We start from the raw sequence: 12,538 nt of genomic DNA, 5'->3' as shown, positions 1-12,538 counted from the left end.
AGGTCTAAAGTATCCACCTTCGGATGACTCAACCCTTGAGTGGGGCGACCATGACACGATTGACCACCGCGCCAGCGAGCGCCCCCACGGCTGCGGCCCTGTCGCCATCGGCCTACCAGGATCCATTTGCACGTGCGCACCTGCCGCCGGCGCCGCTGTGGCCTGACTTCTGCTTCGACTTGCCCGAACTGGCCTACCCGGCCCGTCTCAATTGCGTGGCCGCGCTGCTCGATGCGCAAGTGGCAGCCGGCGGCGGCGACCGGGTGGCGGTCATTGGCGAGCATGCCAGGTGGAGCTACCGCCAGTTGCAGCAGCAAGTTGACCGTATCGCCCACGTGCTGCGCGAGGACCTGGGTCTGGTCAGCGGCAACCGGGTGCTTCTGCGCGGCGCCAACAACCCGATGATGGCGGCCTGCATCCTGGCCGTGCTCAAGGCCGGCTGCATTGCCGTGCCCACCATGCCGCTGCTGCGCGCGGCCGAACTGGGGACCATCGCCAACAAGGCGCAGGTGGACGCGGTATTGTGCGCGGCCAGCTTGCGCGCCGAAATTGACGCCATGCCTGCGGCGCCGGCGCGGGTCCTGTTCTTCAATGGCGACGCCGACAGCGCCGCGCTCGAGGCGCGCATGGCCCGGTACGATGCGCCCTTCGACGCGGCCGACAGTGCTGCCGACGACGTTTGCCTGATCAGCTTCACATCGGGCACCACCGGCATTCCGAAAGGGACCATGCACTTTCATCGCGACGTGCTGGCCATTTGCGATTGCTTCCCGCGCCATACGCTCGGGACAGGGGCCGCCGACATCTTCATTGGCACGCCGCCGCTGGCCTTCACGTTTGGCTTGGGCGGGCTGCTGCTGTTCCCGCTGCGATTTGGCGCGGCCGGCGTGCTGCTTGAAAAGCTCACGCCCGAGACGCTGCTGGCCGCAATCGCCAAGTACCGCGCAACAGTATGCTTCACCGCGCCCACCTTCTACCGGCAAATGGCGCCGCTGGCAGCAAACTACGACTTGTCCAGCCTGACGCGCAGCGTGTCTGCCGGCGAGGCGCTGCCGCTGGCCACGCGCCAGTCATGGCAGGAAGCCACGGGTTTGCGCATGATCGACGGCATCGGCGCGACCGAGCTGCTGCACATTTTCATTTCCGCCGCCGGCGACGCGATTCGTCCCGGCGCCACCGGCAAGCCGGTACCGGGCTACCAGGCCTGCATTCTGGACCATGACGGCAAGCCGGTAGGGCCGGGCGTGATCGGGCGCCTGGCCGTGAAAGGACCGACCGGTTGCCGCTATCTGGCTGATCCGCGCCAGGGCGAGTATGTGCTCGACGGCTGGAACCTCACGGGTGACGCCTACGAGATGGACGCCGATGGCTATTTCTATTACCGCTCGCGCACCGATGACATGATCATCTCGGCTGGCTACAACATTGCCGGGGCCGAGGTGGAAGATGTCCTGATGCGCCACCCTGCGGTGGCGGAATGTGGCGTGATCGGCCGCCCCGACGAGGAGCGTGGCCAGGTGGTCGAAGCCCACGTGGTGCTGCGCCCTGGCTTTGCACCCGATGCGGCGATGGCGCGTGCCTTGCAGGACTACGTCAAGGCTGCCATCGCACCATACAAGTATCCGCGCGCAGTCAGATTTCTCGACAAGCTGCCGCGCACCGAAACCGGCAAGCTGCAGCGCTTCAAATTGCGCGCATCATCCACCACGGACCTGAAGACTCCCACATGAAAATCGTCTGCATCGGCGGCGGCCCGGCCGGCCTGTATTTCAGCCTGCTCATGAAAAAGCACAATCCCGCCCACGACATCGTGGTCGTCGAGCGCAACCGTCCTTACGATACCTTCGGCTGGGGCGTGGTGTTTTCCGACCAGACCCTGGGTAACCTGGTGGGCGCGGACGAGCAGACAGCGCGCGCAATTTTGCAGTCGTTTAATCACTGGGATGATATCGACGTCTTCTTCAAGGGCGAAAAAATCACCTCCGGCGGCCACGGCTTTTGTGGAATCGGGCGCAAGCGCCTGCTCAACATTCTGCAGGCGCGCTGCGAGGAACTGGGCGTACAACTGGTGTTTGAATGCGAGGTCGAGGACGATCAGCAGCTGGCCCTCAGTTACCAGGCCGACCTGGTGATTGCGGCCGACGGCTTGAACAGCCGCATTCGCAAGCGCTACGCCGACACCTTTGTGCCCCAGGTCGAACCGCGCCACTGCCGCTTTGTGTGGCTGGGCACACGCAAGAAGTTCGACGCCTTTACCTTCGCCTTCAAGCAGACGGCGCACGGCTGGTTTCAGGCCCATATCTATCAGTACGACGGCGACACTTCGACCTTTATTGTCGAGACGCCGGAAGACGTGTGGCGTGCCAGCGGCCTGGCCGACATGAGCCAGGCCGAAGGTATTGCCTTTTGCGAGCAGCTGTTTGCCGACCAGCTGGACGGCCACGCTTTGATGTCCAATGCCAGCCATTTGCGCGGCTCGGCCATGTGGATCACCTTCCCGCGCGTGGTGTGCGAACAGTGGGTGCACTGGAATGGCGCCACGCCGGTCGTGCTGATGGGCGACGCAGCCCACTCCGCACATTACTCGATCGGCTCTGGCACCAAGCTGGCGCTGGAAGACGCAATCGAGCTGGCGCGCTGCTTTGCCGCGCACGACAACACGCGCAGCGCACTGGATGCCTGCCAGGCAGCGCGCGCCGTTGAAGTCCTTAAAATTCAAAGTGCGGCGCGCAATTCGATGGAATGGTTCGAGAACGTCGAGCGCTACAGCGCCATGGAAGCACCCCAGTTTGCCTACTCCATGCTCACGCGCAGCCAGCGCCTGTCGCACGAAAACCTGCGCTTGCGTGACGCTGCCTACGTGGCCGGCTTCGAAGAATGGATTGCCCGCCGCGCCTGTGAGCAGACCGGCCTGGCCGCGCCGCCGCACGCGCGCTTGCTGCCGATGCTTACGCCGTACAAGGTGCGCGGTGTCACGCTGAAAAACCGGATCGTGGTGTCGCCCATGGCGCAGTATTCGGCCGTGGACGGCGTGCCCGGCGACTATCATCTGGTACACCTGGGCGCACGCGCCATGGGCGGCGCCGCGCTGGTGTTTGCCGAAATGACGTGCGTATCGGCCGATGCCCGCATCACACCGGCCTGTCCGGGGCTGTACACCGCGGAGCAAACCGCCGCCTGGAAGCGCATCACCGATTTTGTGCATGCCAACACCAGCGCCCATATTGGCATGCAGCTTGGCCATGCCGGCGCCAAGGGATCGACCCGCGTCATGTGGGAGGGGATCGATCAGCCGCTGGCCGAGGGCAACTGGCCGCTCGTCTCAAGCTCGCCCCAGCAGTATCTGGCTGGTGTGTCGCAGCAGGCGCGCGCAGCCACAGCGGACGACCTGGCCCGCATTGAAGCGGACTTCGTGCGGGCCACGCGCGCTGCGGCCGACGCCGGTTTTGACTGGCTCGAACTGCACTGCGCGCACGGCTACCTGCTGTCGTCCTTTATTTCACCGCTGACCAACCAGCGCAGCGATGACTACGGCGGCAGCCTGGAAAACCGCTGCCGCTATCCGCTGCAGGTGTTCCGCGCCATGCGCGCCGCCTGGCCCGCCGACAAACCGATGAGCGTACGCATTTCGGCCCACGACTGGGTCGAGGGCGGCATCACGCCCGACGATGCGGTGGCCATCGCACGCCTGTTCAAGGCGGCTGGCGCCGACATGATCGACTGCTCCTCGGGCCAGGTCAGCAAGCGCGAAAAGCCGGTCTACGGCCGCATGTTCCAGACCCCGTTTGCCGACCGGGTACGCAACGAGGCGGGTATTCCCACCATCGCCGTTGGATCGATTTTCGAAGCCGACCATGCCAACAGCATCATCGCGGCAGGCCGGGCTGACTTGTGTGCTGTAGGCCGGCCGCATCTGGCCAATCCGGCCTGGACGCTGACCGAAGCGGCCAAAATCGGCTTCAGCGCGGTGGAATGGCCCAAGCAGTACCGGCCCGCCAAGCAGCAGCTCGAACGCAATCTGGAGCGCGAACGCCAGCTCAGTGCCGGTGCTGCCGGCATGAGCCCGCAGCAGATTGCGGCCAGACTGCTGGAGGGCTGATGAAAGCACTCGAAGGCAAACATGCTCTGGTCACAGGCGGCACGCGCGGCATCGGCGCGGCCATTGCGACTGCGCTGCGGGACGCTGGCGCGCGCGTGACCATCAGTGGCCGCGACCAGCCTGCCCTGGCCGCTGCTGCGGAGCGGCTGGGCGCCGATACTGTGGTGATGGACGTGGCCAGCGCCGATGCAGTGAGCGCCGCATTCGCGCAAATCGGTCCGGTGGACATCCTGATCAACAATGCCGGCCAGGCCGGCTCGGCGCCGTTCGGCAAGACCGATGGGGCGCTGTGGCAGCGCATGCTCGATGTGAACCTGTCGGGCACCTTCTACTGCAGCCAGGCCGCGCTGCCCGCCATGCTCGACGCGGGCTGGGGACGCATCGTGAATGTCGCTTCCACCGCGGGCCTGGTGGGCTACCGTTATGTGGCTGCCTACTGCGCGGCCAAGCATGGCGTGATCGGCATGACGCGCGCGCTGGCGCTGGAGGTAGCCGCCAGGGGTGTCACTGTCAACGCCGTCTGCCCCGGCTTTACCGACACCGATATCGTGCGCGAGGCAGTGGCCACTATTGTGGCCAAGACCGGCCGCAGCGAAGACGAGGCGCGCGCCCAGCTTGCCGCCGGCAATCCGCAGCAGCGCCTGGTGCAAACAAAAGAAGTGGCCGACGCGGTGGTGTGGCTATGTCTGCCGCAATCGGGCGCCATGAATGGACAGTCGCTGGCAGTGGCCGGCGGCGAGGTAATGTAAGGAACGACGATGCACGACACTCTGGAACAAAAAGAAGGCGCCGACCTGGATCTGGCCAGCCGCCTGACGCAGGATCATCACCAGTCGCTCAAACTGTGGCTGCGCATGCTCTCGTGCACGGTGCGGATCGAAAACGAGATCCGCAGCCGCATGCGCGCCACGTTTGACATCACGCTGCCCCGCTTTGACTTGATGGCGCAGCTCGAGCGCTACCCGCAAGGCTTGCGCATGGGCGAGCTGTCGCGCCGCATGATGGTCACGGGCGGGAACATCACCGGCATCACCGACCAGCTGGAGCAGGAAAAGCTGGTCGTGCGTGTGCCCGATCAGAAGGACCGGCGCGTGTACACCGTCAAGCTGACCGAGGCTGGCCGGCGCGCCTTTGCCGACATGGCAGTGGTGCATGAAGGCTGGATCGCCGAACTGCTGCAGGACATGTCAAGTGACGACAAAGGGCAGCTGATTACACTGCTGTCGCAAATGAAGCAGCACCTGACCGCTGCCGACGACAAGAAAGAGTAAGGACGACCATGCGATATCTTCCAGGCCAGGCGCAGCAACTGCCCGGCAACCGCGCCCAATTGGGCAGCTACCAGGCCACTCACTTTCGCTTTGAGGCCAGTGGCGGCGTGGCCACGCTCACGCTCAACCGCCCCGAGCGCAAAAATCCGCTGACCTTCGATTCGTACGCCGAGCTGCGCGACTTGTTCCGCGCGCTCGCGTATGCCGACGACATCAAGGCGATTGTGATCACCGGCGCAGGCGAGAACTTCTGCTCTGGCGGCGACGTACACGACATCATCGGACCCTTGACGCAGCTGGACATGCCTGGACTGCTGGCGTTTACGCGCATGACCGGGGACCTGGTCAAGGCAATGCGCGCCTGCCCGCAACCGGTCATTGCCGCTGTCGATGGCATTTGCGCCGGCGCCGGTGCGATTCTGGCCTTGTCGTCGGACCTGCGGCTCGGTAGCGCGCGCAGCAAGACGGCCTTTCTGTTCACGCGGGTGGGGCTGGCCGGCTGCGATATGGGCGCCTGCGCGCTGCTGCCACGCGTGATAGGCCAGGGCAGGGCGGCCGAATTGCTGTACACGGGCCGCTCGATGTCGGGTGCAGAAGGGGAGCGCTGGGGCTTTTTCAATGCCCTGCACGAGCCGGAAGCGCTGCTGCCGGCAGCGCAAGCCATGGCACGCGCGCTGGCTGACGGCCCCACCTTCGCACATGGCATGACCAAAAAAATGCTGCAGCAGGAATGGAACATGGGTGTCGACGAAGCGATTGAGGCCGAAGCCCAGGCGCAGGCCATCTGCATGGCGACCAACGATTTCCATCGCGCCTACCACGCCTTCGTGGCCAAGGAAAAACCGCAATTCGAGGGCGACTGACATGCCTGACAAAACCTATCTTGCGTGGCCGTTTTTCGATGAACGCCACGCCGCACTGGAGCAAACGCTGGATGCGTGGGCCGCGCAGCATGTGGCGGGCGCCCACGGTCACGACGTGGACGCGGCCTGCCGCACGCTGGTGCGCCAGCTGGGTGAAGCGGGCTGGCTTGAGCATGCCGTGGGCAAGGGCGCAGACGCCATTGATACGCGCGCCATCTGCCTGATTCGCGAGACGCTGGCGCGCCATAACGGCCTGGCCGACTTCGCGTTCGCCATGCAGGGCCTCGGTTCCGGCACCATTTCGCTGTTTGGCAGCGCGGCCATCAAGGCGCAGTATCTGCCGCGCGTGGCGCGCGGCGAGGCGATTGCCGCCTTTGCCCTGTCCGAACCACAGGCCGGTTCGGATGTGGCGGCCATGCAGTGCGCGGCAGTGCAGGATGGCGACAGCTATATCCTGAACGGCGAAAAAACCTGGATCTCGAACGGCGGCATCGCCGATTTCTACGTCGTGTTTGCCCGCACCGGCGAGTTGCCCGGTGCGCGCGGCATCAGTGCTTTTGTGGTCGATGCCGACACGCCCGGCTTTTCCATCGCCGAGCGGATTGATGTGATTGCGCCGCACCCGCTGGCGCGCCTGTCGTTCAACGATTGCCGCGTCAGCGCCAGTGCACGGTTGGGCGAAGCAGGGCAGGGCTTCAAGGTGGCGATGGCCACGCTGGACGTGTTTCGCACCTCGGTCGCCGCGGCGGCGCTTGGTTTCGCCCGGCGCGCCATGGACGAAGCGCTGGCCCATGCGACCACGCGCAAGATGTTTGGCCAGACCCTGGCCGACTTCCAGCTCACCCAGGCCAAGCTGGCCGAGATGGCGACCGGGATCGACGCGGCCGCACTCCTCACTTACCGCGCTGCATGGCAGCGCGACCAGGGCCACAAGGTGACCAAGGAAGCGGCGATGGCAAAAATGACGGCGACCGAAACGGCGCAAAAGGTCATCGACGCCGCTGTGCAGATGTTCGGCGGCCTGGGTGTCGTCAGCGAGCATCCGGTGGAACGCCTGTACCGCGAGATCCGCTCGCTGCGCATCTACGAGGGCGCGACCGAAGTACAACAGCTGATCATCGCGCGCGAACTGCTGCGCGAGACAGCGCCGGCATCACAGAAAGGCTGACATGGATTTTCTTCAACCGCCAGGGTGGGCGCGCGCCCGCGGCTATTCGAACGGCATAGCGGCCAGTGGCCGCAGCATCCACGTCAGTGGCATGATCGGCTGGGATGGCCAGTGCCAGTTCCACACGGATGACTTTGCCGGCCAGGTCCGCCAGGCACTGCAGAACGTGGTCGACGTGCTGGCCGAAGCCGGCGCCAGACCGGAACACATCGTGCGCATGACCTGGTACGTGGTCGACAAAAAGGAGTATCTGGGCGCCAGCAAGGAAGTCGGGCAGGCCTACCGCGATGTGATCGGCCGCCATTACCCGGCCATGACCGCGGTGCAGGTTGCCGCCTTGATCGAAGACCGGGCCCGGGTTGAAATCGAAGTGACTGCGGTTGTGGAAACGGAATAATCCAGGGGCCTCGAAATTTGATGCGCGCCAAACGTGCGCATGTCTGCATTGGCGTAAAGTGACTGTTCCTGGTGGAGAAACGATGAGTCCAAGTCCTTTGCCCAATGACCCGAGCCTGCTTGCTGGAGGAGCAGGCCCGTCCTATGATGCGGACATGGACAGGCAGCTCACCATTCTGGAAACGCGCTTCGATACCATCTTGCCCACCCTCGCGACGAAGCACGATGTTGACATGTTGCGCGCGGAAATGCGCGCCGAGATGGAACGCTTGCGGGTGGAGTTACACAAGGCAATCCATCACCAATTAAAATGGATGATCGCCATGTTCATCACGCTCGTCATCGGTCTGTTTGGCATGCATTACTCGATGCTGAACGCGATGCGGCTCCTGTCTGCGTCAGCGCTCACGAACGCACCTCCTGCCCCTGCCGTATCCGTTCCCGACAGTCATCGACAACAACGCCAATGAGAATGGAAAACAACAGTTGCAATAGATAAATTGTTATTCGTAATTATTTTTGAATAAGATGGCCAGATCAATTCATGGAGCCATCGCTTGAATCCTGCCCCCTTCAATCCCTACGCCGCGCCCAAGGCCGTTTCCTTCGACAAGGCGCTCAGCAACTGCTGGCGCAAAGGCAAAGTCGTCGTTGTCCCCCACGGCCATGATCTGCCCGCACGCTGCGTCAAATGCAATGCCTCGGCCGAGATGGAAAAGCCGCGCAAATTTGCCTGGCATCACCCGGGCTGGTACCTTTTCATCCTGGCCAATTTGATTCTGTACGCAGTCATTGCCATGCTGGTGCAAAAGAAGGCCAAAGTCGCGTTTGCCTTGTGTGAGGAACATCGTGCGAAGCGGCGCAATTTTCAGATCGTCGCTTGGGTCATCTTCGTCCTCGGAATGCTGTTGGTTGGCACGGCAATTGGCATGACCGACAATGACAACGCCGGCCTGTTCGGCGCCTCCGGCGGCGGCCTGCTGCTACTTGCCATCATTGTCGGCGTGATCGGCTCGCGTGTACTGCATGCCACCCAGATCACGAAAGTGGAAACCCGCCTGAAAGGGTGCTGCAGCGCCTTCCTCGACGAATTGCCGAGCGACAGTCCGAATCCCGTACTGCGTTTCTGACGGCCGCAAGTTATTCCCGGGGGCCAACATTGAAAGTTTCTATGTTATAACCCGGGAATGTCAGAAAAAATCCTCGTTATTTATGCTCACGCCACGACCCACAAGTCGCGCGTGAACCGCCGCCTGGCCCAGGCGGCGCGCACGATCCCAGGCGTGCGCGTGCACGACCTGTACGAAACCTATCCCGATTTTCATATCGACGTGGCGGCCGAGCAGGCACTGTTGGCGGACGCCGACGTGATCGTGTTCGTGCATCCCTTCCAGTGGTACAGCATGCCCGCGCTGCTCAAGGAATGGGTCGATTGCGTCCTGCAGGCCGGCTGGGCCTATGGCGCTGGCGCCAGTGCCCTGGCTGGCAAGCGTTACTGGCTGGTGCTTAGCTGCGGCAGCAGCGAGTCCGACTACAGCGCCGATGGCGCCCACGGCCGGCCGCTGGAAGACTATCTGCCGCCATTTCGCCAGACCGTCGCACTGTGCCACATGGTGTGGGAAAACCCGCTCATTTTGTACGGCGCCCACAAGATCGACAATAGCGCGGTCGACGCCCACATTGACGCGTTCCGCCAACGCCTGAGCGCCCTGGCGCACGCGACCCCTTACACTGAATCGGATTTGAATCGCGATGGAACATAACCTGCTGCTCAACGCCCTGGTCTATCTGGCGGCGGCCGTGGTGGCCGTACCGGTGGCGAAACGGCTGGGACTCGGCGCCGTGCTCGGCTACCTGATCGCCGGCATTGCGATTGGCCCGTGGGGCCTGCGCTTTATCGGCGAAGTGGAAGATATTTTGCACTTCTCCGAATTTGGCGTGGTGCTGCTGCTGTTCCTGATCGGACTGGAACTGGAGCCGAAGCGCTTGTGGGCGATGCGCCGGCCTATTTTTGGCAGCGGCGCAGCCCAGGTGCTGGGCGTGGCTACCGCATTGACGCTGGCTGCCATGCTCGCTGGCATAGGCTGGAAAGTGGCGATCATCGCCGCGCTCGGCCTGTCGCTGTCGTCCACCGCAATTGCCCTGGCCACGCTGGAGGAGCGCAATTTGAAGGGCACAGCCACCGGGGATGCCTCGTTTGCCATCCTGCTGTTCCAGGACATTGCCGCCATTCCCATGATCGCCATTGTCCCGCTGCTGGGTGCAGCTTCGGAGCGGGGCGACGGCATGGACATGGTCGACGCGCTCAAGATCGTCGCCGTGATTGCCACGCTGCTGCTCAGTGGCCGCTATCTGATCCGTCCGGCGCTGCGCGCCATCGCCAAAAGCGGCCTGCGCGAAATTTTTACCGCGTTCTCGCTGCTGCTGGTAATCAGCATCGCGCTCCTGATGCAGTGGGTGGGATTGTCGATGGCGCTGGGCGCGTTTATCGCCGGCGTGCTGCTGGCCGACTCTGAGTACCGCCATGCGCTGGAGACCGATCTGGAGCCGTTTAAAGGGCTGCTGCTTGGGCTGTTCTTCATCGCCGTGGGCATGTCGATTGATTTTGGGGTTTTCATGGCCCAGCCCTGGCTGATTCTGGGACTGGTTGCCGCCTTTTTGGTGATCAAGACAGCGGTGCTGTATGGCTTGGCCAAGCTGATTGGCATCCCGCGCAGCCAGCAGGCGCTGTTTGCGTTTTTGCTGTCGCAAGGGGGCGAGTTTGCCTTCGTGGTGTTCGGCGCGGCGCAGGCAGCGCGCGTGTTCACCGACAGCGTGGGCGCGATTCTGATCGTGGTGGTGGCGCTGTCAATGGTCTGCACGCCGCTGCTGCTGATTGCGCATGACCGCTTCATCGCCCCGCTGCACCGCGCCGACAAACGGCGCGAGGCCGATCAGATCGAACAGAACGACGGTCACGTGATCATTGCCGGCTTCGGGCGCTTTGGCCAGATCGTTGGCCGTCTGCTCAAGGCCAACGGCATCAAGCTGACCGTGCTCGATCACGATCCCGACCAGATCGACCTGCTGCGCAAGTTCGGCAACAAGGTGTTTTATGGCGATGTGACGCGCATCGACCTGCTGCATGCCTCAGGCGCGGCCAGCGCGCGCGCGCTGGTGGTGGCAATCGATGACATTGACGACAGTTTGAAACTGGTGGACGCGGTGCGCCGTACCTTCCCTGACCTGCCCATCATGGCGCGGGCGCGCAATGTGAGCCACCTGTTCGACTTGAAGGACCGTGGCGTGACCATCATCGAGCGCGAAACCTTCGAAGCTGCCCTGATGCTGGGGCGACAGGTGCTGCGCGAGCTGGGCTTTGGCGCCTATCGCGCGCGCCAGGCCGCCATGCTGTTCAGAGAGCGCAATTTGAACGGCCTGGAAAAGATCTATCCCTTCTATAAAGACCAGGAGCAGTTCATGTCCGCTGCCAAGCAGGCGCGCGACGAGCTGGAGGATATGTTTGCCCAGGATGCGGCCGCACTGGAAGCGGAGCAGCAGAATGGCTGGGATTGATTTTGAGGCTAGCATCGCTGCGAAGCGCGTTGACAATTCCTGTAGGGTGACGCAGTGATTATCAGGAATCTGGCCATCGTCGCTTTTCTCGCCTCTCCAATCGCGCTTTCACTGGGTTCGCTGTACTCTGCGCTGGCGAATCCTGGCCTGGTCAAATCGGCCGTTGTAGCCTGGGTCCTGGTTGCCTTGGCGTTGGTGATTGTGGGTCTGAACCTTTACGTCGCATTTGTTCGACCTGCCTTGTATGCGAGGCGCCATGGCGGATCGCTGCAGGGGTATGCACGCGTCTCGGGATTGCCCGTTGTTGCATCCATTTTCGTGACCTTAGCGGTGATGCTGGCCTGGGGCCAAATCTGGATCACGTGCGCCAGTTTGCTTGTGCTCTTCTCCGACACTGGCGGCGTGGTGTGCTTACTCGCCGTCCTCAGCCGCGATGCTTCTTTTTGGCGTGATCACGCCTGATCGATTTCGTGATGGGTGTTCAATAATGGGAAGGCGTTGTGCGTGGAATGAGAAATGAATCAGTTCAAACCTTTCGCTGTTTGGCTAGGACTAAGCGGTAGGTTTTGTCCGACGCCGCCTTGAAATCACTGCCGTCAGTTCAGCCCCATCTCACGTAAGGGATTCACCCATGTTGCCATCTTTTTTTACCCGCCTCGCTGCGAAGTTGTATCCCTATCGCTGGTGGTTTTTTCTTCTATCTGCCGCTGGATTTTTCGGAATGGTCGGGAGCATCTACGTTTCAGCAAATGCGAGCCAGCTCGCTATGACGTTCGTGGGCCCGACTTTGGTCGTTCCGTGGGCGATTTTATGTCTATGCTTCTGGTTCCATCCGACCCGCGGGACGCTTCAGTCCAGTAACCGTTTTATCGGACGCTTGCCGCCAATCGCACAGTCAGCATTGCGTTGGTACGCTTCCATTTTCCTGATCATTTTTGTCCTGGTAGGGGGCGTAATTGCGCCGCTGGTCTTGCTGGCGCAGAGTTGAAGCGTACTTGTTTTTCAAGTCGACAACAGCCGAGGGATAAAGAGCCTCTTTGGCAACTTCAACAGGGTTGCCTGGATCTAGCGCCGTCATCATCATGGCGGCGTTCCTGGTTCGTCTGGGTCCCGCCATCGTACTGCAAGCGCGCAGCGGTCGCGGCGGTGCCTGTTGTTGGTCAAGTACAATGGAAGTGTGTGACCA

General features: G+C 62.6%; 13 protein-coding genes. 12 read left to right on the top strand and 1 reads right to left on the bottom strand.

What is annotated here, in order from left to right:
- Positions 1-50 precede the first annotated feature (50 nt).
- The 12 genes from BUC24_RS15440 (at position 51) to BUC24_RS15385 (ending at position 11,814) form a co-directional block, all read left to right on the top strand.
- Positions 51-1,730: an AMP-binding protein gene (locus BUC24_RS15440; RefSeq protein WP_143167541.1), complete on the top strand. Its 1,680-nt coding sequence runs from the start codon at positions 51-53 to the stop codon at positions 1,728-1,730.
- Entirely contained in the window at positions 1,727-4,099 is a 2,373-nt protein-coding gene (locus BUC24_RS15435; RefSeq protein WP_073217943.1) for a bifunctional salicylyl-CoA 5-hydroxylase/oxidoreductase, read from the top strand. The genes BUC24_RS15440 and BUC24_RS15435 overlap by 4 nt, the downstream gene beginning before the upstream one ends.
- The gene (locus BUC24_RS15430; protein ID WP_073217941.1) at positions 4,099-4,848 is read left to right on the top strand and encodes an SDR family NAD(P)-dependent oxidoreductase; all 750 of its coding nucleotides are present in this window, start codon (positions 4,099-4,101) and stop codon (positions 4,846-4,848) included. The genes BUC24_RS15435 and BUC24_RS15430 overlap by 1 nt, the downstream gene beginning before the upstream one ends.
- Positions 4,849-4,857: 9 nt before the next feature.
- Entirely contained in the window at positions 4,858-5,370 is a 513-nt protein-coding gene (locus BUC24_RS15425) for a MarR family winged helix-turn-helix transcriptional regulator (RefSeq protein WP_073217938.1), read from the top strand.
- Between the two features lie 8 nt (positions 5,371-5,378).
- A complete protein-coding gene (locus BUC24_RS15420; RefSeq protein ID WP_073217934.1) occupies positions 5,379-6,233 on the top strand; it encodes an enoyl-CoA hydratase family protein in 855 nt (284 codons plus the stop codon).
- A gap of 1 nt (position 6,234) precedes the next feature.
- A complete protein-coding gene (locus tag BUC24_RS15415) occupies positions 6,235-7,401 on the top strand; it encodes an acyl-CoA dehydrogenase family protein (RefSeq protein WP_073217932.1) in 1,167 nt (388 codons plus the stop codon).
- Between the two features lies 1 nt (position 7,402).
- On the top strand, positions 7,403-7,798 hold the full coding sequence (locus BUC24_RS15410) for a RidA family protein (RefSeq protein ID WP_073217929.1): 396 nt from the start codon (positions 7,403-7,405) through the stop codon (positions 7,796-7,798).
- An 82-nt stretch (positions 7,799-7,880) separates the two neighbouring features.
- Positions 7,881-8,267, top strand: coding sequence for a hypothetical protein (locus BUC24_RS15405; RefSeq protein WP_143167540.1), 387 nt, complete (start codon positions 7,881-7,883; stop codon positions 8,265-8,267).
- 87 nt (positions 8,268-8,354) lie between these two features.
- The gene (locus BUC24_RS15400; protein WP_073217923.1) at positions 8,355-8,927 is read left to right on the top strand and encodes a hypothetical protein; all 573 of its coding nucleotides are present in this window, start codon (positions 8,355-8,357) and stop codon (positions 8,925-8,927) included.
- A gap of 57 nt (positions 8,928-8,984) precedes the next feature.
- Positions 8,985-9,560 carry a glutathione-regulated potassium-efflux system oxidoreductase KefF gene (locus BUC24_RS15395; RefSeq protein WP_073217920.1) on the top strand — a complete coding sequence of 192 codons (576 nt, stop codon included), beginning with the start codon at positions 8,985-8,987 and terminating at the stop codon, positions 9,558-9,560.
- The gene (kefC, locus tag BUC24_RS15390; protein ID WP_073217916.1) at positions 9,550-11,352 is read left to right on the top strand and encodes a glutathione-regulated potassium-efflux system protein KefC; all 1,803 of its coding nucleotides are present in this window, start codon (positions 9,550-9,552) and stop codon (positions 11,350-11,352) included. The genes BUC24_RS15395 and kefC overlap by 11 nt, the downstream gene beginning before the upstream one ends.
- Before the next feature lie 54 nt (positions 11,353-11,406).
- Complete coding sequence (locus BUC24_RS15385) at positions 11,407-11,814, top strand: hypothetical protein (RefSeq protein ID WP_073217913.1); 408 nt, start codon at positions 11,407-11,409, stop codon at positions 11,812-11,814.
- Positions 11,815-12,247: 433 nt separating this feature from the next.
- Here BUC24_RS15385 and BUC24_RS26670 read toward each other — a convergent pair whose 3' ends face one another.
- Complete coding sequence (locus BUC24_RS26670; RefSeq protein WP_143167539.1) at positions 12,248-12,436, bottom strand: hypothetical protein; 189 nt, start codon at positions 12,434-12,436, stop codon at positions 12,248-12,250.
- Positions 12,437-12,538: the final 102 nt, after the last annotated feature.

The organism is Massilia sp. CF038 (genome assembly GCF_900129765.1).
GTDB lineage: Bacteria > Pseudomonadota > Gammaproteobacteria > Burkholderiales > Burkholderiaceae_D > Telluria_A.
Note: the sequence above shows the minus strand (reverse complement) of the source record. Positions and strands in the feature narration are given on the sequence as shown.

Excerpts from the sequence above, each read along its gene's own strand:
- BUC24_RS15410 (WP_073217929.1), top strand. The coding sequence starts at position 7,403 with ATGGATTTTCTTCAACCGCCAGGGTGGGCGCGCGCCCGCGGCTATTCG.
- BUC24_RS15415 (WP_073217932.1), top strand. The coding sequence starts at position 6,235 with ATGCCTGACAAAACCTATCTTGCGTGGCCGTTTTTCGATGAACGCCAC.
- kefC (WP_073217916.1), top strand. The coding sequence starts at position 9,550 with ATGGAACATAACCTGCTGCTCAACGCCCTGGTCTATCTGGCGGCGGCC.
- BUC24_RS15395 (WP_073217920.1), top strand. The coding sequence starts at position 8,985 with ATGTCAGAAAAAATCCTCGTTATTTATGCTCACGCCACGACCCACAAG.
- BUC24_RS15405 (WP_143167540.1), top strand. The coding sequence starts at position 7,881 with ATGAGTCCAAGTCCTTTGCCCAATGACCCGAGCCTGCTTGCTGGAGGA.
- BUC24_RS15430 (WP_073217941.1), top strand. The coding sequence starts at position 4,099 with ATGAAAGCACTCGAAGGCAAACATGCTCTGGTCACAGGCGGCACGCGC.
- BUC24_RS15435 (WP_073217943.1), top strand. The coding sequence starts at position 1,727 with ATGAAAATCGTCTGCATCGGCGGCGGCCCGGCCGGCCTGTATTTCAGC.
- BUC24_RS15440 (WP_143167541.1), top strand. The coding sequence starts at position 51 with ATGACACGATTGACCACCGCGCCAGCGAGCGCCCCCACGGCTGCGGCC.
- BUC24_RS15425 (WP_073217938.1), top strand. The coding sequence starts at position 4,858 with ATGCACGACACTCTGGAACAAAAAGAAGGCGCCGACCTGGATCTGGCC.
- BUC24_RS26670 (WP_143167539.1), bottom strand. The coding sequence starts at position 12,436 with ATGATGATGACGGCGCTAGATCCAGGCAACCCTGTTGAAGTTGCCAAA.
- BUC24_RS15420 (WP_073217934.1), top strand. The coding sequence starts at position 5,379 with ATGCGATATCTTCCAGGCCAGGCGCAGCAACTGCCCGGCAACCGCGCC.